Raw genomic sequence first — 22,464 nt, forward strand, 5'->3', positions numbered from 1 at the left:
CATGAAAGCTATCAGCACAATTAACTTATGCTAAACAAGCCTCGTTTAGGATATCGATCAGCCACCGTGCTGAAGGCCTGTCCTGCGTAAAGTTTCCCGCTCTGGTGCCGATGATGGTGGGTATCCGATGGGTCATTATTGATAGGCCAGCGCCTGGCCGGGTGATGTCATGACATCGCGTGAATGCCGGGACTGATATGGGCGGGGAAAACCTGAATGATGTATTCCCTGAAGGGATGTCTGGTGGTGCTGCTTTTGCTGATGACTTTGACGGCAAGGGCGGAAGGGTCACTTCTGATCACGCAGGCAGGCAGTGATGTGCCGCTTGACCAGGCCGTGATTGAAATCATGCTTTCAGGCCAAAAGACATACACCAGAGTGCAGGATGACTATCAAATCGTTCAGCGCAGGGCGCGGTTTGATCCTTTGGTGACCGTGATTCCTGCCGGGGCGAGTGTCACCTTTCCCAATCAGGATACGACCCGCCATCAGGTCTTTTCCTTTTCGCCGCCCAGGGTGTTCAGCCTCGATCTCTATCTGCGGGAAACACCGCCGCCGGTGTCGTTCGAGCGCCCGGGTGTTGAAGTGCTGGGCTGCAATATTCATGACTCGATGCAGGCCTTCATCGTCATCAGTGAAGCCCCCTTTTTTGCCATGACCGATCGAAGCGGTCGTATCGATCTGGATTCATTGCCGCCGGGCCGCTATCCGATGCGGATCTGGCATCCGCGTCTTGATGATACCCACCAGCAGTGGTGGCAGGGTGAGGTCGACACCCGTCTTGACAATCATGTGTCGCTGACGCTTGACGCGACGCCAGTATCTCCGGCCGAACCTTCTCTTTTGCAGCGGCGCTTTCAGCGTGGGCTCGAGCACCAGGAGCATCCGTAATGTCCTTTCGACGGCGTTTGTTGCTGGTCATGCTGGCCGTGCTGGTAATCGCACAGCTGGGTACGGCTGTGGCAACGCTTGACACCATTCGTCGCGATGTCCTGCAAAAGGGCAGTCGCGAGATCGATGTGGCCCTTGATGTCACCCGTGAGCTGCTGGTCGAACGAGGCCGTCATCTGCGCGATAACGTGGCCGTTCTGGCGTCCGATTTCGGCTTTCGTTCAGCCGTGGCGACTCAGGACACCAATACCCTGAACAGTGTGCTGCTCAACCACGGTGAGCGAGCGGGCGCCGATATGGTGCTGCTGACCGATCCCGAAGGCCGGATTCTGGCCGGTAGCCATCAGGACGTGGGCACTGAAATGCCGTTTGAGTCGCTATGGCAGGAAGCAGGCAATCATGACAGTGCCGTGGGCGTGGTACTGCAGGATGGTGTGCCCTATCAGATGGTGCTGATGCCGGTACGTGCGCCGGCCTTGATGGGCTGGGTGGGCATGGGGTTCATGCTTGATGATCAGCTGGCGCACGAGATTGGCGCACTGACGCGCCTGTCGGTCAGCTTCATGGTCGATGAGCCGGGACATGAGAATACGCCACCGGCCTTCGTCGTGGGCGCGCTTCAGACGGCTTCTGCATCAGTGCTTGATACCTTCCGTAATGCCCTGATGCAGGGACGCTTTATCGATCACAGTGACATGGAAGAGATGACTGACACGCTGGCACGGGCCACGCTGTTGCAGGCAGATGACTCAGGCAGAACCTGGGTCATTATTCAGCATGGTCGGGGTGATCTGCTCGCCGTCTATGATGCGTTGAGCTGGCAGCTGCTGTTGATCTTCGCCGCCATGCTGGTACTGACCGCCATCGTGGCAGCACTGATCGCCCGCAGCATGACGCGACCGCTGCTTCGACTCGTCGAGTCGGCACGTCGTATCGGGCGAGGTGAGCGTCTTCGGGTGCTCGATCATGGTCGCCACCGCGAGATCGGTTTATTGGCCGATACCCTGATGGATATGCAGGCCGATATCGATCAGCGAGAAGAGCGGCTGCTCCATCAGGCACGGCATGACCGACTGACCGGGCTTTCCAATCGAGACAGTGCCCAGCGCGACATTGCTCGTACCATTGAGCGCGACGTGCCTTTTACGCTGGTGCGCCTCTCGATTGTAGGATTTCGCCAGATCAACGACACCTTTGGCTATAACGTGGGCGATGAAGTGCTATGCATGCTGGCCAGGCGTCTTGAAGCATCGGGGCTTGCACATCAGCAAACCTATCGTCTTGGTGGTGACGAGTTTTTGCTGTTGTTGCCGGGCGAAGGTGTCACTAGACAGTGCATGATGACATGGTACGAACATCTGACCGAGCCCTTTGAGCATGAAGGTTCGCCGATTGCACTGACGATTGTGGCCGGTGAAGTCAGCTATCCGGAGCATGGCAATAGCGCCGGACTGTTGCTGCGTTGCGCTGAAATCGCCATGGATCGCGCCCGCCACGGGCATGCCCGCTACGTGCGCTATGAACAGGGGCAGGACGAACAGCATCAGCGTCGTCTGGCGCTGGCACGTGATCTGGGCACCGCCGTTGAACAGGATCAGCTCGCCATGGTGTATCAGCCCAAGATCGTGGCCAGAAGCGGCGATGTCATGGGCTTTGAAGCCCTGATGCGCTGGAACCATGCCAGATTCGGCTTTGTGCCGCCGGATGAGTTCATTGCACTGGCCGAGCAGACCGGGCGCATCACGCAATTGACCCAATGGATGCTGCGCACGGTTTGCCGTCAGATTGATCTATGGGCTCAGCAGGGAGAGCGTGTATGCGTTGCGATCAATCTGTCGGCGCAGGATGTCATGGATATCACGCTGCCCGAGCGTATTCATCTGCTGTTGCAGGATTATCAGCTTGGTCCGGAACAGTTGCGACTCGAGGTCACCGAAAGCGCGCTGATTCAGGACCCAGCGCTGGCCCAGAGCAATCTGAATGCCCTGCGCGATGCCGGTCTTCACATTGCCGTCGATGATTATGGCACCGGTTATTCCTCGCTTTCTCAGCTCAAGCGCCTTCCGGTGCAGGAGCTCAAGATCGACAAGTCCTTTATTTTAAAGCTCGATCACGATTCAGAGGATCGCATCATCGTGCGCTCTACCATTGAGCTTGCGCACAGCCTGGGGTTGAGCGTGGTGGCTGAAGGGGTCGAGACCGAGGCTTCACGTCGGCTGCTGGCGACCATGGGTTGTGATGTGCTGCAGGGTTATCTGATTTCTCGACCAATGCCGTCCGACCAGATCATCAGCTGGCTCGGTCATTACCGCAACGGGGATACCACAGCCCGGAGGGCGCAGGGATGAGGCGATATCGGATCCTGATACTGCTGGCCGCATGGCTGCTGGCGGATACTCATGTCTGGGCGGGTAGCCGCCTGGCAGGGACCGGTGGCGTCATGCAGGTCGAAGGCGCCAGTGGTGGTGGCCTCTCTCCCTGGGGGATGTTGACGGGCACCGCAAGCGAAGGCGAGGTGGCCGTGACGCTTGGCGCCACGCGCGCGGATGTGGACGACTACCATCTCGTGGTCAGCGGCGTCGCAGCCAATCTCTATGACCACATTGAACTCTCTTATGCCCAGCAGAGGCTGGCGCTGGATACGCTGGGCGGCCATCAGACTCAGGAGATATATGGCGTCAAACTGCGCTTGTTCGGCGATGTGCTCTATCGCCCCTGGGGTGTCTGGAGTCTGGGCGTTCAGCACAAGCAGCTGATCGAAGGTCAGGCGCTGGCCCGAGCCGTGGGGGCCCGCGACACTCAGGGCAACGATGTCTATCTGGCCGGCAGCAAGCTCTTTTTCGATGCACTTGCCGGGCGCAATCTGCTGGTCAATACCACGCTGCGCTCAACCAGGGCCAACCAGGGCGGCCTGCTGGGATTTGGGGGCGACCAGGGGAATCACCGCGAGCTGATGATTGAAACCTCGGTCGGGCTTTTTTTGACGCCGGACTGGATCGTGGGCGCCGAGTACCGCCAGAAGCCTGACAATCTGGGATTTGCCGGAGAGGATGACTGGCGCGATGTCTATGTCGCGTGGTTGATCAACAAGCACGTGTCGCTGACCGGAGCGCTTCTGGATCTGGGCGACATTGCAGGTCTTGAGCAGCAGCGGGGCGGTTATTTATCCCTTCAGCTGTCGTTGTAATCATTGCGGAGAGTCAGCATGCGTGCATTGTGTGGTATCGCCACCGTCGCGATATTGATCACCGGCCTTTCAGGTTGCGTCGGGCAGCCTGAAAGACCGCCATCGCTCTATCAGCGGCTGGGCGGTCAGGCCGGCGTTCATGACATCGTCACGGACCTTTTGATCAATGTGGCCGATGATCCGCGCATCGTGGGCTATTTCGCTCACACCAACATCGATTATCTGGCCGGCTCGCTCGAGCAGTATATTTGCGACATCAGTGATGGGCCCTGTACCTATGAAGGGCCCTCCATGGCGCGGGCGCATCAGCATATGGGCCTGACCGATGCCAGCTTCAATGCCCTGGTAGACGACCTGCAAAGGGCGTTGATGGCTCAGGATATCGATATGGGAGCACGTAATGCGCTGTTGGGTCGGCTGGCGCCGCAATACAGCGAGGTCATGCGCGACCAATAGGGCATGCCTGGCCCTCGATCAGGGTTGACCGTGACAAGCCCACATCATGGACCTGACAATACGCGCTCATATCATCACAAGAGCCGGTCATGAGCGCGCCAGATAAAACCACGTTGATTGTCCTGCCCGGCTGGGTGCTGGGGCCTTGCCCCCTGATACCGCTGGCTCGTGCCATTGAGCACCACGGTAATGATATTTCCGTAGAGTGTGTTGCCTACCCTCGCCTGAACAGCCCGCGCCTTGATGTATGGCTCGAAGCGCTGGATGCACACTTGCCTGACGATGCCTGGCTGGGCGGCTGGTCCATGGGCGGTATGCTGGCAGTAGCACTGGCCGAGCGACGCGGCAGACGTACGCCAGGGGTGATCACCATGGGGGCGGGTGCGCAGGCCGTATCGCCGGACCATGTGAAGGGGCGTCTGACAGACCCGGGGAGCTGGCCTGCCCGGCTTGATCAGGGCCGGCATGACGCCTGGCATCTGGGCAAACGCCTTTTGACGACCCTGCCTCGCGCCGGCGCGAGGCAATCGGCCATGGAACTGGCGCTGCTGGCGGCGATGGACCTGCGTCAGATGCTGCCACATCTGAACATGCCGCAACTGCATCTTTACGGTGAGCAGGATGCCCTGATTCCGGCATCGGTGCGTCAGGTCGTTGCAAGGCATCTTTCCCCTGCCGGGGAGATACAGCTGATACCCGATGCCGGGCACGGCTTTGTGATCGATCAGAAGGCTCAAACGGCACGGGCCATTGTGGACTTCATGCAGGGAACTGCCTGATAGTCTGACCGTTCGGATGGGCTCGGGGAAGCCTTGAGCGGCCCGAGGTCGTCGTGAGTTTTTTTACCCCTTGATGGATCAAGGGCTTGTCGATCATCAGGCTGACGTCACAAGGCGTGATGGATGTTTGTCCATCACGCCCTTGAAAGAGGGTGGGCGTCAATGTCCGGATATCGGTGACCGTGCGCTAGCGCTGCTGGCGAGGCGGGGTACGGCCATTTTTGGTTGCTGTATTTCTGCCCTGCTGAAAGCGGTTCCAGACGTGCTGGGCAGTCTGTTTGGCCTTGCGGCGGTTTTCCGGCTTGCGTAGCCAGTTGGCGATGAATGCTCCGAGCGCGCGTTTCATGATGGTCCCTCCGTGGGTGTCGGGATGTTTCCCTTCCTGCAGTATATGCGACCAGAGACTGCAGGATTCAATATCAAGCCTGAACCACGCCTGAAGTCGCCACCCAACGCGTCGCGTTAGTGTTCTACGACCTTTTTGGTGTTTTCAGGACTCAAGATGACCGTGCCCAGACGACACGACACTGCTGATCTGCTGCGCCATGAGCTGGCGCAGCGAGGGCGTTTCACAGACTCAATGTGATGATCTCGGGATGATCGGCAGGCTTTCCCATGCTCAGCTCGGCACGCTTTTCTGTCAGGTTCATGACAATCGTGAAAAGGGTTTCCATGCGCTCGCCTTCTGGGGTGTCAGGGTTTTCACGTCGATTGATGGCATCCGGCGCGCCCTGCTCATCGCTCAAGTGGCCGCGCAGCGATTCAAACGAGGGTTCACTGTCAGCGACCAGCTCGCGCAGGCGCTCAAGCCGGGTAAAGGAGTCTTCGCGGGGAAAGTCTTCGAGTCCCGGCGGCAGATGTCTGGCGATCAGATGATTGGTATGGCAGAGCCTGCCATGGCGCGGCGTCATGGCGCTGTCGCCCATGGGCGAGACTTCGACGCCTGCGGCCTGACCGCTGCCATCGGCAATGAGAAAATGCGCCGGAGAGGCGACGCCGATCTCATCGATCATATCGAGCGCATGCTCGACACCATCGCTTTCGAGTACTCGTCGCAGCATGATATGAATCGGCAGCTTCGGCTTGCAGATCTGCGAGCGTAACGCATTGAGGCATACGCCCACGCCGTGCTCATTGAAGCCGATCTTGCCGATGATGCCGGCCTCGGTGACCATCGTGATGGCAGGCTTGTCCGGTGCGCGCAGGGTCATGCAGATCAGGGCATCACGCTGCGAGCCCTTCCAGTCCCAGTTCTGGGCCAGCCACTGGGCACCGCTTGCCGAATCGCGCTGGGAGAGCGCCGAGCAACCGTCGGGCTGGATGGGGCCGCCGGCATGAGTGAGCGCGATTTCACTGCGCGCATTCAGGACCAGCACATCCAGCGGATCGATGTCGGCGCCCTGGGCGATGCCGGCCATCTCTTCCAGCAACTCGGGGCAGATGTGCTCGATGGCTGCCTTGAAGCGTTCGGCTTCATAGCGCGCCGTATCCCAGTCCAGTCCGGCCATCTCCTGGAACATTCGACGATAAGTGGCAAGGCTGACGGCGATCTCGGCAGCCGCCTGTCGCCCATGTGCCTCACCGATTTCGAAATGGGTGCCTCGAACATCGATATGTTTGACCACGTCGCGCTCCTGTTGTTATCGGACCTGTTTCACCTCCAGCATGAGCCTCGAAAGTCGATCCGTCGAGTACCTGGCGTATGGTTGTGCACACCTTCATGCGCTCGTTGGACACCGGTGCAGAGCTTGATGCGTTGATCACGGTCATGGCACACGGGCCGCGGCGATGGTGTAATGCGGTCATGACCACATCGCTTGATATCCCGACGCTACCGCTCAACGGCCGCCGCCTGATCGAGGCCGGCGCCGGTACCGGCAAGACCTTTACCCTGGCCGCGCTCTATGTGCGACTGGTGCTGGGCCATGGCGGTGACGCCGCCTATTCCCGCCCGTTAATGCCGCCGGAAATTCTGGTGGTGACCTTTACCGAGGCCGCGACCGAAGAGCTGCGTGACCGCATCCGTGCGAGGCTGCGCCAGGCACGCGAGGTATTGCTGGGGCGGGCCGGCAGCGACGCCGTGCTCGACCGGTTGCTGGCAGACATTGACCCTTTGAATCGAGAGCGGGCCGCCTCAAGGCTCGATGCCGCCGCGCGGGTAATGGATGATGCGGCCATCTTCACCATCCATGGTTTTTGTCAGCGCATGCTCAAGCGTCACGCCTTTGACAGCGGGGCGCTGTTTGCCAGCGAGCTGGTGCCAGACAGCAGCGCCCTGTTCAAGTCTCTGGTGGAAGACTACTGGCGTCGTCAGTTCTATCGACAGTCCACGTCGCGTCAGCGTCTGCTGGCGCAGTGGTGGGAGACCCCCGATCAGCTGTGCCAGGAGATCAGTCTGCTGCTTCATGGTGGTCGCCCCCGAGCGCTGATGCTGGGAGAAACACTGATTTGTGCACCGGCCACTCTGGATGGTGCGCTGGACCGGCTGGATCAGGGGCTGGCACAGCAGGATGCTCTAATCACCCGACTGCGTGCGCTGTGGCGGGCCGAAAGCGATGACATTACGGCGCTGCTGCGAGAGGCCATCGAGGGTGGAGTGCTCAAGGCCAACATGTTCAAACCCTTGGATCTGCCGGCGCGCCTTGATGCTCTGCAGCAATGGATGACGGGGGCACAGGACGCCCCGGACGAGACACTCAGGGATTCGAAAGGGCGACTGTGGTGTTCGAGCGAGCGACTGATCGACGGCGCCAAAAAAAATCATGCGCCTCCGGAACATGCCTTTTTCGAGGCGCTATCGCAGTTCGGGACGCTGGTAGAAGGGCAGCGTGATCAGCAGGCCAGGGTGCGTGCGCAGGTGCTGGCTCATGCGCGGGATACGCTGGCGCAGTCGCTGAGTCAGGAAAAGCGGCGACGTGGCATGTGGGATTTCGATGACCTGCTCAATAGTCTGGATGATGCGCTGGCCGGGCCTGCCGGTCCGCGACTGGCCGAGCGCATTCGCCGTAATCTGCCGGTGGCCATGATCGATGAGTTTCAGGACACCGACCCGGTCCAGTATCGCATCTTTTCCACCATCTATACGCGGCCGCCGCAGACGACGGGGCTTTCACTGGGTGACGAGGCCCCCGGGGAAGATTTTTCGGTGGCAGATGATGCCGATGTACCGACGGCGCTTTTGATGATCGGTGACCCGCGCCAGGCCATTTACGGGTTCCGCGGCGCCGATATCGAGACCTATCTGCAGGCGCGTCGACATGTGGATCAGCGCTATACGCTGGATCGCAATTTTCGCTCGACCGAGGCCATGGTCAGCGCCGTCAATCAGCTCTTCGCGACCGAGACGCCTTTTCAGCTCGAAGAGATTCCCTATGAACCGGTCACGGCTCAAGGGCGAGATGAGATTTTTGTCGAGGCAGGTCAGCCGGTTGAGGCATTGACCTGCTGGCACATGGACACTCAGGCGTCAGTCAGGCGGGATGACTACCTGGAGACCATGGCCACCGCCACCTGTGCCGACATCACTCGACTGCTGTGGGGAGCTCGCCGCGGCGAGACCGGCTTTCGCAGCCGTGATGAAACCTTCAGGCCCTTGAGGCCTGCCGATATCGCCATTCTGGTACGTACCGGCAGCGAGGCCATGCGGGTACGTCAAAAGCTTCTTGAAGGAGGCGTTCGCTCGGTTTATTTGAGCCAGAAGACGTCGGTATTCGAGTCGCGCGAGGCGTTTCATCTGTTGCAGCTGCTGGAAGCCTGTGCCCACCCGCGCAATGACCGCTCCCTGCGTGCAGCGCTGGCCACCCGGCTCATGAGCGATTCGCTGGCAGAAGTGGCGCGGCTGGAAGCCGATGAGCTGGCCTGGGAGGCGATGGTAGATCGCTTTGATGGCTATCACCGCCTCTGGCAGCGTCAGGGCGTGCTGCCGATGCTGCGCGTGATCATGCGCGATTTCGATATCCCTGCGCGGCTACTGGCGCAGTCCGACGGCGAGCGGGCACTGACGGATGTGCTGCATCTGGGCGAGCTGGCGCAGACGGCCAGTGCGCGACTTGATGGAGAACAGGCGCTGCTGCGCTGGTGGCACCAGTCGCTGGCCGGACGTTTTGAGAGTGGTATGGACCCGCAGTCCCTGATTCTGCGGCTTGAAAGCGACGATACCCTGGTGCGGGTCATCACCATTCACAAGTCCAAGGGACTTGAATATCCGCTGGTCTATCTGCCCTTTATTGCCGACCACCGTGAAGTGGACAGCAAGAGCAAAACGCTGATGTTAAGCGATGAGACCCATGGCGCCTCGCTGGTCATGCAGGTCAGTGATGAGCAGCGTACCCGGGCTGATCGCGCGCGCCTGCAGGAGGATCTGCGTCTTTTGTATGTGGCACTGACGCGAGCGCGCTATCTCTGCCGATTGGGGATCGGGCCGATTTACAAGGGGACCCCGCGCAAGGATACCCCGAGCGGGGCCACAACGCTGGCCGGGTCCGCGCTCGGTGCGCTGCTGTGTCAGCACGGTGGTCATGCATCACTTGATACGGCCGGTTTGAAAGCGGTGCTGGACGCGCTGGTGAGTCCGGACAGTATCGCTCTTGCCTCGCCGCCGACGCTGAAAGGGCTGCCGGCACTGGCGTCTCAGGCCTCATCGCAGGTGGGGCGAGCGCGTCACTTTAAAGGACGAATCGATCGTGACTGGTGGGTGGCGTCTTATACCGCTCTGGTCGAGGGGGCTCGTCAGCCCGGGGACCTGACCGATCAGGCGCGTGAGGTGATGCTGGAGGCGCAGGCACCAAGGCTCGATCTGGAGGTGCTGGCGGAAACCAGTCCCATTCCACTGCCGCCCGTACGGCGACTGCTCGATTTCCCGCGTGGCCCGAGGGCGGGCACCTTCCTGCACGCGCTGCTGGAAGACATTGAGCCGGATCGTCTGGGCGAACTTGCCACCCCCGGGTCGAGCTATCGAGAAGCACTTTATCGGCTGATTCGTCAGCGCGTACAGCGTGCCAGCCTGGACCCGCACTGGGTCGATGTCCTGCACGACTGGTGTTGTGCGGTACTGACGGCGCCGCTATATCCGACACTGCCGGGGCTGTCGCTTGAGCGACTCGATGGCTGGCGCAGTGAGCTCGAGTTCTGGCTGCCTGCCAGCGGCATCAGCAGTCGTCGGCTGGACGCGCTGATCTGCCAATATGAGCCGTTGCCGGGTATCCGCGCGGAACTCGCTCCCAGAACGCTGGCTGGAATGCTCAAGGGGTACATCGATCTGGTCATCGAATACGATGGATGCTTTTACGTTATCGACTGGAAGTCCAACCATCTGGGAGACACGCTCGAGGCCTATGATCAGGCCGCCATGGTGGCCTCGGTGGTGTCTCACCGCTATGACGTGCAGTACGTCATCTATACCCTTGCGCTGCATCGCCACCTCAAAAGCCGATTGCCGGATTACGACTATGATCACCATCTTGGTGGCGTGCTCTATCTCTTTTTGCGCGGCATGACGGCAGAGGGCGAGCGAGGCGTGCTGTATCGAAAGCCGGCGCGTGAGCTGATCGAGCAGCTTGATGATCTGTTGGCACAAGGCGAGCGCACTGCAAAGCGTGTACACCCTGCAACGCCAGCAGTGGATGCAGGAGAACTGTCATGACACGCAGGCACCAGAGTCCTGATAGCGGTCAGTTCTCCCTTTTCGATGAGACATCGGCGATGCCTGAGGCCTCGGACGAGGCTGAGGCGATTGCTGTCCCCTCCGATACTTTACCCACGCCGCCAGGGTTGCCTTCAGAGCGCGTGATCAATGAATCCTTTATCCTCCGGCAACTGGAGCGCTGGGTCGAAATGGGGTGGCTGCGCCCATTGGATGCTCATCTGGCCCGATTTGTGCGCAGCCGTGAACCTCAGGGTGATCCGCTGGTCATGCTGAGTGCGGCGCTGGTGAGTCATCAGCTGGGTCGCGGGCATATCTGTCTGGATCTCGAGCATGCCCTGCGTGAACCCGATGCGGTGCTCTCCCTGCCGCCTCATGATGGGCAGGCCTCAAACGAGGCGGCCGAGATCGTCACCCCCGGCACGCTGCTGGCCGACATGGGCATCTTGCATGTGGCGTCATGGCGGGCGCGTCTGGAGTCGTCCAGCGTACTGGGCCAGGGGGCGCATGATGAGCAAGCCCGGCCACTGGTGCTGGAAGATCAAAGGCTTTATCTGCGCCGGTTCTGGCAGCATGAGGGCAGCGTCGTAGCGCGACTTCAGCGCTTGATGGTCGGCGCCGGCACCGTCAGTGATGACATGATGGCGCGTCTGGACGCACTCTTCGGAGGCTCTAATGAGCTCTCGGCGCCTGACTGGCAGAAGGTGGCGTGCGCCATGGCCCTGCGCAATCGCCTGACCGTCATTTCCGGTGGGCCCGGAACCGGCAAGACCACCACGGTGACCCGGCTTCTGGCGCTTTTGCAGGAAAGCGCGCTGAGCGAGCAGGGACGGCCCTTGATCGTGCACCTGGCCGCGCCGACCGGCAAGGCGGCAGCGCGACTCTCCCAGTCATTGGGGGGTGCGGTTGCGGCGCTGGACGTTTCTGACGCGATACGTGCCTCTCTGCCCAGAGAGGCGACCACCCTGCATCGCCTGCTGGGCGTGCAGCGTGACAGTCGACACTTTCGACACAATGGCCATCATCCGCTGGCGCTTGATGTGCTGGTTGTTGATGAGGCCTCGATGGTGGATCTGGAGCTGATGTCGTCACTGCTGGCAGCGCTGCCTGCGCACGCGAGGCTGATCCTGTTGGGTGATCGTGATCAGCTGGCCTCGGTGGAGGCCGGTGCCGTGCTGGGGGATCTTTGTGATGGCGCCGAACAGGGGCAGTGCAGCGATGCGGCACACCGGCTGATGGTGCGAGCGGCCGGGCAACCCCTGCCAATGTCAGACGCACCGCCCTGTGTTCTGGCCGATCATGTGGTCGTGCTCAAAAAAAGCTACCGCTTTCACGAGCACTCCGGAATCGGGGCGCTGGCACGAGCCGTCAACCGGGGCCGTCTGGAAGAGATCCGGCAGTGCTGGAAGGCCGGCTACGAAGACATCGATTTTCAGCTGGTCAGGGAGCAGGGCGGAATACTGATACGCCGTGCCGTCAGCGGCTATCGGGAGGCACTCAAAGCCATGATGAGCGGGGCCGGGCCGGAAGAGGTCCTGCGCCTTTTCTCACGCTTCCAGGTGCTTTGCGCCCTGCGTCGTGGTCCCTGGGGGGTTGAAGGGCTCAATGACGCCATTGTTGAGGCGCTCTTTCGGGAAAGGCTGGTGGACGGTACGCGCGGCTGGTATGCCGGTCGGCCGGTGATGGTGACCCGCAATGACCCTCAGCTTGGGTTGTACAATGGTGATATTGGCATCGCGATGTTCATGCCTGAAGATGAGGCGTACGCCGGGCCGACACCGAGAAAGCTGCGGGTATTCTTTCCGCATGCGTCAGGTCAGGGGGTACGCGCTGTCTTGCCCGGAAGGCTGGGGGGCGTGGATACGGCGTTTGCCATGACGGTACACAAGTCACAGGGATCAGAGTTTGATCGTGTGCTGCTGGTGCTGCCCGATCGTCCCAATCCGATCATGACCCGAGAACTGGTGTATACCGGCATTACACGGGCAAAAACACACTGTCTGATCGTGACAGCCTTTGGCGGAGCCATTGAAAGTGCTGCACTGCGCCAGACGTGGCGAGCCTCGGGTGTGGGAAAACGTCTTGAGGCGTAGGCATGGAGGAGCAGTGACCGAATGTCTTCAATGCTGGACAAGACGGCTTAGAAGACGGTCGCGCACCACATCCGGACAGGTTGCTAGATAACGGCAAAGCAGTTCCCGGGGCAGGGCGTTCATATCAGCCAGTCGGGTGTTATGAACCCGCAGGTAGTCACTTGCAGACATGACAACATCTCCTCTGTCGATGATCGGCATGTACTGATGGCGGCACGTCACCAGGTGGCGATTTGAGCAGCCATATAAGGGTTTATATTCTTGTACATTATCAGTACAAGACGGCAGGTCCTGCCAGTCAATGTTCATGAATTTTCACAATCGTTAAATGCAAAATTTTTACACACTGTTCGGTAAGGCCCGGAAATAGAGGGTTTCCGATCACGCTACTATCATTTTCATGATACTTTTCAACTCACAACTGTATTTCCTGAAAACTTGTACAATATTGTGCTTATAAGCGCATGTCGCGCATCAACAGCACCATTTTCAAAGGGCAGGGTCGGCCTTGGGTCGCCATTGCCATGGGTTTGATCAGCAACGTACCGGGGTGACAGGAAACCTATGCCAGCAGCGACGCTTTCCAGAGCAAAGGCCTGGGAACATGTATTGCGCGCCCGCCAGTTTGATTGGCAGCGCGGCCACTCGTATCAGCACGATTCAATGTCAATAACGGCGGGTGGCGCGTGGCGCTGTAGCGACGCCGTGGATGCTGACGCTTCCCGATTGCTTGACATCATGCTGCCGCTGGTTGCCCGGTCCGGTGCGCTTGTTATGGCGCAGCTGGGCCAGAGCCTTGATGGCCGCATTGCTACGGAGTGCGGGGCGTCCTACTACGTGACAGGGCATGAAGGGCTGGTGCATCTGCATGCGCTACGGGCCGTGGTCGATGCTGTAGTGGTTGGTGCGGCCACCGTTGCCATGGATGATCCACGCCTGACCGTACGCCACGTGACCGGCGAGCACCCCGTACGAGTGGTGCTGGACCCACGAGGGCGAGTGCCTGAGCGTCGCTTTGTGTTTGAAGATAACAGTGCTCGAACCCTGCATCTTGTCAGACACGAGCATGTCGAGCGCTGGCAGGCCTGTCACGAACGTCATGGCCATGACGTCAGCGTGCTGGGCCTTGAATCAGGAGAGGAGGGTGTCGAGCCGCAAGCGGTGATCGAGCTTCTGGGTCGTCAGTCACTGGTGCGTGTGCTGGTGGAAGGCGGTGGCATGACCGTGTCGCGTTTTCTACAAAAAGGGTGTCTTGATCGTCTGCATAGTATGGTTACGCCGATGATTATCGGCTCGGGCAGGCCCACGTTGACGCTGCCGGTCATCGAATGTCTGAGTCAGGCGATGCGACCGTCTTCACGTCACTTTAGCCTGGGAGAAGATGTTCTGTTTGACCTGGAGTTTACAACTGTTGCATAAATAGACATTAATTAACGTTTCTTTTCGGGGTCTTCAATCACGGATTGTCTGGGAAAATATCGGTGTCCCCCGCTATTGAACGGAGCCTGAAAGATGAGCGTAAAAGGGTTGGTGTCCCTGCTGTTTTGTGTGCTGCTGGTGTCTTCCGGTATCTGGTTGACGATGGACCAGGCAAGCCAGGAGCGGCAGTGGAACCTCAAAAAGGATGCGGCCAACGGCGTTATTCCAGGTGAGCTTCCGGGAGATGAGGTCGAGGCCGATCTTGCCGATCACCAGACCGGTGAAGACAAGGATACCGGCATCGTCAGTATGCTGCCATGATCCTACCTGGACATTTGTCCGGGACGTGTGTGTCGTCCCATCAGAAGTACTGCAGCACCCGGCAGGCTCGAGAGTAGTATAACCGCGCCATAGGTCACCGAGATCGCCACTCCCTGCTGGGCCGAAAACCCCGCCAGCATCCAGATCAGCGCTGCCGCGCTCTCCCTGATTCCCCAGCCTGCAACCGACAGAGGAATGGCCATCGCCATGAGTACCGGCGGTGTCAGCGCCAGCAGCGTAGTCGTCGACAGTGGCTCCCCCAGCGCTCTGGCACAGCAGACAAACACCAGCATGTAGCTCAGCACGATGGCCAAAGAGCCGAGTAGCTGAGGCAACCACAACCGCCGATTCCAGAGTCCGCGTCTCAGGTCCCGCCGCAACGCGCCCAGCCATTCAGACGGGTGACGACACACCCATACCCCTGCCAGCAGCAAAACGACCAGTACAATATAAAACAGGGCATAAGGCACGTCGGTGTGGGTATTCAGCATCAGATTGGCCTGACGCAATCGCTCGATCACTCCATGACGCAGAGGCGTAAAGGCCAACAGTGTGGCCACGGCGACCATCAACAGAGCAGCCTGTCCCGATGCGCGCTCGATGATAACGGCTCGCAGCGCGGCACCATAGGACACATCCCGTATACCATGGCGCCAGGCGCGTCCCAGATCCCCTGTCATCCCCCCGGTAGAATCTGATTGAGAAAGGTCGAGAGGTAGTACTCGCTGATGGCGGTCGGCAGCGACAGTGACATCCCCATGTGAGAAGCCGTCAGTCGCCATCGCCAGGCCGATAGCATGATCTGTGGCACCGAGATCAAGAGCGCCAGGCCCAGCCATCCAGGAGACAGGTCGCTCAGCCGTGCCCACAGGGCATCAATATTTACCAGCCATATCACCCCTCCCAGAATGCCCAGGGTGAGCGTCCAGCGCAGCAGAGAAGAGGTCAGAACACGACGAAAGCCCTGCCTGACGGGAGGCGCTTGTTGAGGCCCCGGGGCAGTCATGATGTCTCTGGAAAGCCAGCGACGGCGAATAGATCGGTATGTCCGACCGTGATCTCGACACGGCCCTGGGCAATATGCTGCTGTCGGCGGGCGTGCCAGTCCATCAGGGGCTCACGCTGATCGGGGGCCTGTTCCAGTGCTGCCTCCAGCCAGCCCTGAACAAGCGACTGTGCCAGATGCGCCTGGTCCTGGTCGCGGCAGTCCAGTTGCCAGGGGGCCTGCGTGATGGTCACGTGATAGCCGGATTTCTCCAGAAGCGATCGGGCCACCCCGGGTGCCGTTGTCCCCAGGGCACCGTTGAACCCCTTGTCGCGCTGCTGATGAAGGCTGATCCACTGCTGGACCTTCTGATCCATGGCTGCCAGTTGGCGGTCACTATCATGTGGGTCATGATCGATCAGAGCGTTGTCGCCATTGATGCTCATGGCCAGCCAGATGGCACATCGATGTGACGCGCATCGATGGATCAGGGTTTCAAGCCAGGGCTCGGAGACCAGATCAAGCAGGGCAGAGGCGGTAACCATCGTGGTTTTTGCCAGCAAGTCGTCAGGCAGGGCCCGAGCCAGATCGGAGAGATCGCGCTGCAGGCACTGCAGCTCGTCAATATGGTCATGGCATCGAGGGCCATTGTCCCGGACGTGGGCCAGCAGGGCCGGGTCCTGATCCATCATGACCCAGTGCTGGTGTGGCGGCAGACGAGGCGCAAGGTAGCGCAGGTTATTGCCACTGCCACAGCCCAGATCCAGAAACCTCAAGGCTCCCTGACGCGGCTGCGACATCAGCCAGTGCCGACATGTCTCGCCCAGTGGCTGCGCATCACGAGCGTGATGATCGGCTGGCTCGCGCAGGGCGAGCCATGAGGAGCTGAAATCGCTGTGGGCGGCCATGCCGTTATCAGGTGGTAGCTGGGTCATCGGCAGTGACTCCGATCAGGAAGCCGGGGTGGCATGTAATTGATTCAGGCAGATCAGAAACTGATTGGCAGCCCCCGGCCAGTCATTGAGTGTCTGGCGCGCCGTGAGCGCCCCCTGGCGCAGTGCCTGATACTGCGCACTGCGGGTATCGCTATTGTCAAACAAGAGCGATTGAAGGGCATCTCGTATTGCGGGGGCATCGTCAGGCGGCACATGAACGCCGGCGCTGTCGGGTAGCGTATCAGCCAGCGCACCGCCGGTGGTTGTGATGACCGGCAGGCCATGCGCCAGTGCTTCGGTAATGACCATGCCATAGCCTTCGTAGAAGGAGGGCAGGACGAACAGATCGCTTTGCTGCCAGTGGGTTTCAAGTGTCTCGGGTGGCAGGGCGCCATGTAACGTGACGCGCTGTTCGAGCTGATGCTCGGAAATCAGGCCTCGAAGCCGTTCGGTATAGCGCTCGTCGCGCGTTTCATCACCAATCAGGTCGCAGTGCCAGTCGTGTGCCTTGAGATCGGCCAGAGCCTCGAGCAGCAGATGCTGGCCCTTGCGTGGGATCAGGGTGGCGATACAGAGTAGCCTTGGCGTGTCGTTATCTGCCGCGGCGACCGGCACCGGCGTGATGCCGGGCTCGATCACGCTGATGCGGTCTTCATCGATACCCAGCTCGATCAGGCGGCGCTGGGTAAAGGTGCTGGTAACGATAATGCCGGTGGCCGACTGCAGTGCCTGGCATTCAAGTCCCAGCAGCGTTTCGCGCTGATGATCGTTCAGGCCGGTTTCGTCGCCCAGCGGATGGTGAATGAGCGCTACCAGCGTCAGGCGGCGAGCGTGGACGGCCAATACATCCGGCATCGCACTGGCGGCCAGTCCATCGACCACAACCAGACTGCGATCGGTACAGCCGCCCAGCGCGCGCTGAAGTGACTCGCGGGCGATGTCATCCGGCCATGGAAAGCGCCCATCCAGGCCAATGACCTCAACGGCAATGTCAGACGCTCGCAGCGACTCGACAATGCGTCTGTCGTAGATATAGCCACCGGTGAGCTGATCCGGTCGGCCGGCAACAATCAGGGTCAGACGACGAATCGATGATGCGGCTGTCATAGCGATCCTTCGTAGCTGGCCCAGGCGATGTGGGATTCATGCAGGGTCACACTCATTGCCGTCAGTCCCTTGCCGGTTTCACCAAGCTGGTCGGCCTCGATCGAGGCGGCCATGCGATCAAAGATGACACGGGCCATGAATTCGGTAGTGGTATTGCGTCCCTTGAACTCCTCGACCTCGTCGAGGTTTTGCATGTTGATATCGCTCAGGACCTCTGACAGCGTCTGACTGGCAAGGCCAATATCCACGATCAGATCATCCTGATCCAGATCCGGCCGCTTGAAGGTGACATCCACGATGTAGGTGGCGCCATGGAGCTTTTGCGCCGGACCAAAGATCTGGCCGTTGAAGCTGTGGGCGATCATGACGTGATCGCGAACGGTAAGGCTGTACATGGCAACACTCCAGAAAGGGGAACGATATCAAAAACGGTAGCGAATACGGTGACACAGAGCGCCGGTCTGAGTGGTAATCCGGGCCATGGTGTCGGGCAGGTCTTCAAAGGCGCTTTCGGCATCAATCAGCGCGTCGAGTCGATCGTCTTCCAAAAGCGACAGCGCCTGCATCATGCGTTCACTGTGGGTGCGCCGCGCGGACCTGGCCGGAGACACGGTACCGACCTGGCTTGCGCGCAACGTCAATCGCCGGGAGTGAAACGCTTCACCCAGTGGCAGGCTGACGGCCTGAGCGCCGAACCAGCTCATCTCGATAATGGAAGCTTCCTGCCCGGCGAGCGATAGCGCCTTTTGAAGTCCTGTCGGACTGCCACTGGCATGAATGACAAGATCACATTCGCCGCGAGCGGTGTCAGGCGTTGAAAAGTCGATATCCAGGGCTCTGGCCAGCGCTTCACGAGAAGTATCGACATCAATCAGTTCGACTCGGGTACCCGGGATATGGCGACAAAGCCAGGCCATGAGCGTGCCTACCACGCCAGCGCCAATAATGGCGATGCGATCACCGATGCGGGGTGCAGCGTCCCACAGGCCGTTGAGCGCCGTTTCCATGTTGGCAGCCAGCACAGCGCGCTCGGGCGGCAGGGTCTCGGGCAGCGGCATGGCCATGGAGGTCGGGACAACGTAGCGGTCCTGATGAGGATGCAGGCAAAACACGTAACGTCCCACAAGTGCCTCGGGTCCCTTTTCAACCATGCCCACACTCGAGTAGCCATATTTGACCGGTGCAGGAAAGTCGCCCTGCTGGAAAGGCGCTCGCATGCGAGCGTATTCACTCTCGGGCACTCGGCCGTGAAAGATCAGCGTTTCGGTGCCGCGGCTAATGGCGCTATAGCAGGTACGTACCTGAACCTCTTCCGGCCCGGGGGGGGCCAGAGGCTGGGTTCGGATCGATCCCTGGCCGGGGGCGTCGATCCAAAAGGCGCGGGCTGTATTTTCCGAGCTCATTCATGACCTTGTGCGTTAGAAAAAAGAAAGTCCTGCTGCCAAAAGCGCGCCGAACAGTATAGACACTGTCCATGGGTTCGCCGTGTCATGTAAAGCTTAAGCCCACTCGTTTTTGTCAAACCATCCACGTTACAAATCGTGATCAGACGCTATTCTGATAACACGGTTTATCATACCGGCGCGTGGTTTTCCTGCTGTATGATGACACTCTGATGAAGTTTTAATGCTTTTCTCGGTGGCGCATGAATCGTGATCGATCAGGGGTAATTGCCGGCCGGGAGGGAGGGCCTGAACATGAGTGAACAACGTATCGTTGTACGCCAGCCGGTGTGGCCGGCAGCCAGCGTGCTCATGGAGCTTCTGGCCGGCGGCATCGGTCTGATGCTGATGGTGGCGTTGCTGCATCTTGTTTATGGGGCACCGACACTGCTGTACCCCGTGGCAGGCGGCGTGTATCTGGTTCTGGCCGGCATCATCGTGCATGGCTGGCCGACGGGCCAGCAGCACTTTGGGTGGGCCAATCGCGTCACTTTGATGCGCGCGGTACTGATCGTACTGCTGACGGCCATGCTGCCCTTGCCGGCGCTGATCAATGAACATCATTTGATGGTATTTGCAATTGCCCTGACCGCGCTGACGCTTGATGGGGTGGATGGCTGGGTTGCACGCCACTTTCATGCCGAAAGCCGGTTTGGTGCACGGCTGGATATGGAGCTGGATGCCTTTTTCATTCTCATGCTGTGTTTGATGCTGGTCATCCAGGGCAAGGCAGGGGGCTGGATCATGGCCATCGGTGCCATGCGCTATGCCTTCGTGGCTGCCGCCCGGGTCTGGCACTGGCTCAATGAGGAACTGCCGGTGAGCTATCGACGCAAGACCATCTGTGTCTGGCAGGTCAGTACCCTGATGACATGTCTATTGCCCTGGGTGGTAACGCCCTGGTCAAATCTGGCACTGGCACTGTCACTGCTGCTTTTGATGATCTCCTTTGGCATGGACACCGTGTATCTTCATCGGCGCGCTGTTGCCTGAGCGGACTGTACTTTCAACGCAGGCCGCCGATAACGATCAGGTTCGCCACGACTTTTTTGACACGCTTTGATGAGTATTCGTATGGCTCGTGATGCCTTTTTACTGGCGGGGGAGAAGGTGCTTCCCGGCCAGCGTCGTCAGATCGATGTGCCGGTCGCCCGTCTCTATACCCATACCCCGCTCAATATCCCGGTTGAGGTGGTTCACGGCCGTCGGGACGGCCCGATCATGCTGGTATGTGGTGCCATTCACGGCGACGAAATCAACGGCGTGGAGATTGTTCGTCGAGTGCTCAAGACGCGCTCCCTCACACGCCTTCGGGGCACGCTGATTGCCGTCCCGATCGTCAACGTGTTCGGCTTCGTGCAGCACAGTCGCTACCTGCCGGATCGTCGGGATCTGAACCGCTGTTTTCCGGGTAGTGAGTCGGGATCTCTGGGCTCGCGAATTGCAGCGCTTTTCCGCGAGCAGGTGGTGGATCTGGCCACACACATACTGGATCTGCATACCGGAGCCATTCATCGTACAAACCTGCCACAGATTCGTGCTCAGCTTGAGCGCAATGAGCAGACCCGGGCCATGGCAGATGCCTTCGGCGCTCCGGTCATTCTCAATGCCGAACTGCGCGGTGGCAGCCTGCGTGAATACGCCGAGCGTCGTGGTATTCCGGTGCTGACCTATGAGGCAGGTGAGGCGCTGCGCTTTGATGACTGGGCCATCAGCGCCGGCGTGCGAGGGGTGCTCCGGGTCATGCGTTTACTGGACATGTTGCCGGTCGGGCGCGGCAGCAAGGTGCCGGCCTCGGAGGTGGCGCGCAGTTCAAGCTGGGCACGTGCGCCCATTGATGGTGTCCTGCGCCCGCGGGTTCGATTGGGCGCGCGGGTGGTCAAGGGCGAGCGGCTGGGCATCGTGGCCGGGCCGTTCGGTAACGAAGAAGGCGATGTACTGTCCTCCAGTGATGGCATCGTCATCGGCATGAGCAACCTGCCGCTGGTCAATGAGGGTGAGGCGGTCTTTCATATCGCCCGTTTCCACGAAATCGAAGATGCCGAGCATGCGGTAGAGGCGTGGCAGGCGAGTGCCAGCGTCGAGTAGCCATAACAGAAAGAGGCCCTGACGCGGTGGCGTCAGGGCCTGTCACATCAGAGGAAATCAGTCGGCGCCGGGAATGGGGGCATCCATCGACACCAGACCTTCGCTCCAGAGCGTTTGCCAAAGGGCGTTGGGAATGGCAGTAGTCATCAATGCCTGATTCTCGGCGATGCGTTCCGGTCTTGTAGTGCCCGGAATTACGGACGCTACGGCACGCGGCGCGGCACTGAACTGCAGGGCAACGGCGCGAACATCAACTCCGAAACGGTCGCAGATGTCGCGAAGTCGTCGGGTGCGCTCACGCATTTCGCTGGACGCCTGTTTGTAATCATAGTGATCGCCGCCGGCCAGAATACCGGAGTTGTAGGCGCCGCCGATGACCAGGCGCGCCCCGCGGCGATCGCACTCTGGCAGCAGGGTCTCCAGTGCGCCTTCATGGTCGAGCAGCGAATAGCGCCCGGCAAGCAAAAAGCCGTCAGGATCAGCCTTTTCGAGTGCGCGCGTACAGGCATCCACACGATTGACGCCCAGCCCCCAGGCCCGAATCACGCCTTCCTCGCGCAGCCTTGTCAGGGCACGTGCGGCACCGTTCATGGCCTGATCATGCACCTCTTCCCAGTGCTCGCCGTGGGCATCTGCCGCACAGTCATGGATCCACGCGATATCAATGCGATCCATGTTCAGACGCTCAAGGCTCTCCTCGATGGAACGCAGGGTTGCGGACTCCGAATAGTCATACACCACCCGGTTGGCACGACCATGGGCAAAAATACCCTGCTTCGGCTCCTGCTCTTCAAGGATCAGTCGCCCCACCTTGGTGGACACCACATACGTGCCTCGGGGTTCGTCGGCCAGCGCTTCTCCCAGACGCATTTCCGAAAGCCCGGCACCGTATTGCGGCGCCGTATCGAAATAGCGAATGCCCGCATCCCAGGCCGTGCGAAGCGTCTCGAGAGCACGCGTATCCGGGACTTCCTCAAACATGTTGCCCAGAGGAGCCGTGCCCAGCCCCATTTTGCCTGGCAATTCAAAACGCATAGCGCCTCCCTGGCGGTCATGATGTATACGGGCTTGGCCCGAAGGTGCATCAAGTATGGCCAGGGAAGACGAAACAACAACCTGC

At 60.0% G+C, this 22,464-nt stretch carries 19 protein-coding genes and 1 pseudogene; 11 read left to right on the forward strand and 9 right to left on the reverse strand.

Annotated elements, in window-relative coordinates:
- Window positions 1–216 precede the first annotated feature (216 nt).
- The 5 genes from B9G99_RS12675 to B9G99_RS12695 all read left to right on the forward strand — a co-directional run bounded on the left by B9G99_RS12675 (window position 217) and on the right by B9G99_RS12695 (window position 5,313).
- Window positions 217–891 carry a cupredoxin domain-containing protein gene (locus B9G99_RS12675; RefSeq protein ID WP_086622481.1) on the forward strand — a complete coding sequence of 225 codons (675 nt, stop codon included), beginning with the start codon at window positions 217–219 and terminating at the stop codon, window positions 889–891.
- Entirely contained in the window at window positions 891–3,239 is a 2,349-nt protein-coding gene (locus tag B9G99_RS12680; RefSeq protein ID WP_086622482.1) for a putative bifunctional diguanylate cyclase/phosphodiesterase, read from the forward strand. Before B9G99_RS12675 ends, B9G99_RS12680 begins: the two co-directional genes overlap by 1 nt.
- Window positions 3,236–4,078: a DUF3034 family protein gene (locus B9G99_RS12685; protein ID WP_086622483.1), complete on the forward strand. Its 843-nt coding sequence runs from the start codon at window positions 3,236–3,238 to the stop codon at window positions 4,076–4,078. The genes B9G99_RS12680 and B9G99_RS12685 overlap by 4 nt, the downstream gene beginning before the upstream one ends.
- Window positions 4,079–4,096: 18 nt before the next feature.
- Entirely contained in the window at window positions 4,097–4,534 is a 438-nt protein-coding gene (locus tag B9G99_RS12690; RefSeq protein ID WP_086622484.1) for a group I truncated hemoglobin, read from the forward strand.
- Between the two features lie 89 nt (window positions 4,535–4,623).
- Entirely contained in the window at window positions 4,624–5,313 is a 690-nt protein-coding gene (locus tag B9G99_RS12695; RefSeq protein WP_086622485.1) for an alpha/beta fold hydrolase, read from the forward strand.
- A gap of 187 nt (window positions 5,314–5,500) precedes the next feature.
- Here B9G99_RS12695 and B9G99_RS16855 read toward each other — a convergent pair whose 3' ends face one another.
- Both B9G99_RS16855 and B9G99_RS12700 read right to left on the reverse strand, forming a co-directional pair.
- Window positions 5,501–5,659: a hypothetical protein gene (locus B9G99_RS16855; RefSeq protein ID WP_169712223.1), complete on the reverse strand. Its 159-nt coding sequence runs from the start codon at window positions 5,657–5,659 to the stop codon at window positions 5,501–5,503.
- A 223-nt stretch (window positions 5,660–5,882) separates the two neighbouring features.
- Window positions 5,883–6,938, reverse strand: a complete 1,056-nt coding sequence (locus B9G99_RS12700; protein ID WP_227875813.1) for a C45 family autoproteolytic acyltransferase/hydolase — start codon at window positions 6,936–6,938, stop codon at window positions 5,883–5,885.
- Between the two features lie 95 nt (window positions 6,939–7,033).
- Here B9G99_RS12700 and recB point away from each other — a divergent pair, with 95 nt between their 5' ends.
- Both recB and recD read left to right on the forward strand, forming a co-directional pair.
- Window positions 7,034–10,954: an exodeoxyribonuclease V subunit beta gene (gene recB / locus B9G99_RS12705; RefSeq protein WP_158521505.1), complete on the forward strand. Its 3,921-nt coding sequence runs from the start codon at window positions 7,034–7,036 to the stop codon at window positions 10,952–10,954.
- Window positions 10,951–13,047 carry an exodeoxyribonuclease V subunit alpha gene (gene recD, locus B9G99_RS12710; RefSeq protein ID WP_169712224.1) on the forward strand — a complete coding sequence of 699 codons (2,097 nt, stop codon included), beginning with the start codon at window positions 10,951–10,953 and terminating at the stop codon, window positions 13,045–13,047. The genes recB and recD overlap by 4 nt, the downstream gene beginning before the upstream one ends.
- Before the next feature lie 27 nt (window positions 13,048–13,074).
- On the opposite strand, the gene B9G99_RS16770 is transcribed toward recD, so the two are convergent.
- The gene (locus tag B9G99_RS16770) at window positions 13,075–13,356 is read right to left on the reverse strand and encodes a hypothetical protein (protein ID WP_148663953.1); all 282 of its coding nucleotides are present in this window, start codon (window positions 13,354–13,356) and stop codon (window positions 13,075–13,077) included.
- A 255-nt stretch (window positions 13,357–13,611) separates the two neighbouring features.
- Between B9G99_RS16770 and B9G99_RS12715 the strand changes: the two genes are divergently transcribed.
- Together B9G99_RS12715 and B9G99_RS12720 are read left to right on the forward strand one after the other, a co-directional pair.
- Window positions 13,612–14,466, forward strand: coding sequence for a RibD family protein (locus B9G99_RS12715; protein WP_086622487.1), 855 nt, complete (start codon window positions 13,612–13,614; stop codon window positions 14,464–14,466).
- Between the two features lie 93 nt (window positions 14,467–14,559).
- Entirely contained in the window at window positions 14,560–14,787 is a 228-nt protein-coding gene (locus tag B9G99_RS12720; protein WP_086622488.1) for a hypothetical protein, read from the forward strand.
- 2 nt (window positions 14,788–14,789) lie between these two features.
- Here the strand turns inward: B9G99_RS12720 and B9G99_RS12725 are convergent.
- The 5 genes and pseudogenes from B9G99_RS12725 to B9G99_RS12750 form a co-directional block, all read right to left on the reverse strand.
- Window positions 14,790–15,793, reverse strand: a pseudogene (locus B9G99_RS12725) (lysylphosphatidylglycerol synthase transmembrane domain-containing protein).
- Window positions 15,790–16,707: a class I SAM-dependent methyltransferase gene (locus B9G99_RS12735; RefSeq protein ID WP_086622491.1), complete on the reverse strand. Its 918-nt coding sequence runs from the start codon at window positions 16,705–16,707 to the stop codon at window positions 15,790–15,792. The pseudogene B9G99_RS12725 and the gene B9G99_RS12735 overlap by 4 nt, the downstream one beginning before the upstream one ends.
- A 15-nt stretch (window positions 16,708–16,722) precedes the next feature.
- Window positions 16,723–17,814 carry a glycosyltransferase family 4 protein gene (locus B9G99_RS12740; RefSeq protein WP_086622492.1) on the reverse strand — a complete coding sequence of 364 codons (1,092 nt, stop codon included), beginning with the start codon at window positions 17,812–17,814 and terminating at the stop codon, window positions 16,723–16,725.
- On the reverse strand, window positions 17,811–18,209 hold the full coding sequence (locus B9G99_RS12745; protein WP_086622493.1) for a 6-pyruvoyl trahydropterin synthase family protein: 399 nt from the start codon (window positions 18,207–18,209) through the stop codon (window positions 17,811–17,813). The genes B9G99_RS12740 and B9G99_RS12745 overlap by 4 nt, the downstream gene beginning before the upstream one ends.
- A gap of 27 nt (window positions 18,210–18,236) precedes the next feature.
- The gene (locus B9G99_RS12750) at window positions 18,237–19,217 is read right to left on the reverse strand and encodes a zinc-dependent alcohol dehydrogenase (protein WP_086622494.1); all 981 of its coding nucleotides are present in this window, start codon (window positions 19,215–19,217) and stop codon (window positions 18,237–18,239) included.
- 294 nt (window positions 19,218–19,511) lie between these two features.
- Here B9G99_RS12750 and B9G99_RS12755 point away from each other — a divergent pair, with 294 nt between their 5' ends.
- Together B9G99_RS12755 and B9G99_RS12760 are read left to right on the forward strand one after the other, a co-directional pair.
- Window positions 19,512–20,249 carry a CDP-alcohol phosphatidyltransferase family protein gene (locus tag B9G99_RS12755; RefSeq protein ID WP_086622495.1) on the forward strand — a complete coding sequence of 246 codons (738 nt, stop codon included), beginning with the start codon at window positions 19,512–19,514 and terminating at the stop codon, window positions 20,247–20,249.
- 81 nt (window positions 20,250–20,330) lie between these two features.
- Complete coding sequence (locus B9G99_RS12760; protein ID WP_086622496.1) at window positions 20,331–21,344, forward strand: succinylglutamate desuccinylase/aspartoacylase family protein; 1,014 nt, start codon at window positions 20,331–20,333, stop codon at window positions 21,342–21,344.
- A 57-nt stretch (window positions 21,345–21,401) separates the two neighbouring features.
- Here the strand turns inward: B9G99_RS12760 and B9G99_RS12765 are convergent, their stop codons facing one another.
- On the reverse strand, window positions 21,402–22,379 hold the full coding sequence (locus B9G99_RS12765) for an aldo/keto reductase (protein ID WP_086622497.1): 978 nt from the start codon (window positions 22,377–22,379) through the stop codon (window positions 21,402–21,404).
- Window positions 22,380–22,464: the final 85 nt, after the last annotated feature.

The organism is Kushneria konosiri (assembly GCF_002155145.1).
Lineage (GTDB): Bacteria > Pseudomonadota > Gammaproteobacteria > Pseudomonadales > Halomonadaceae > Kushneria > Kushneria konosiri.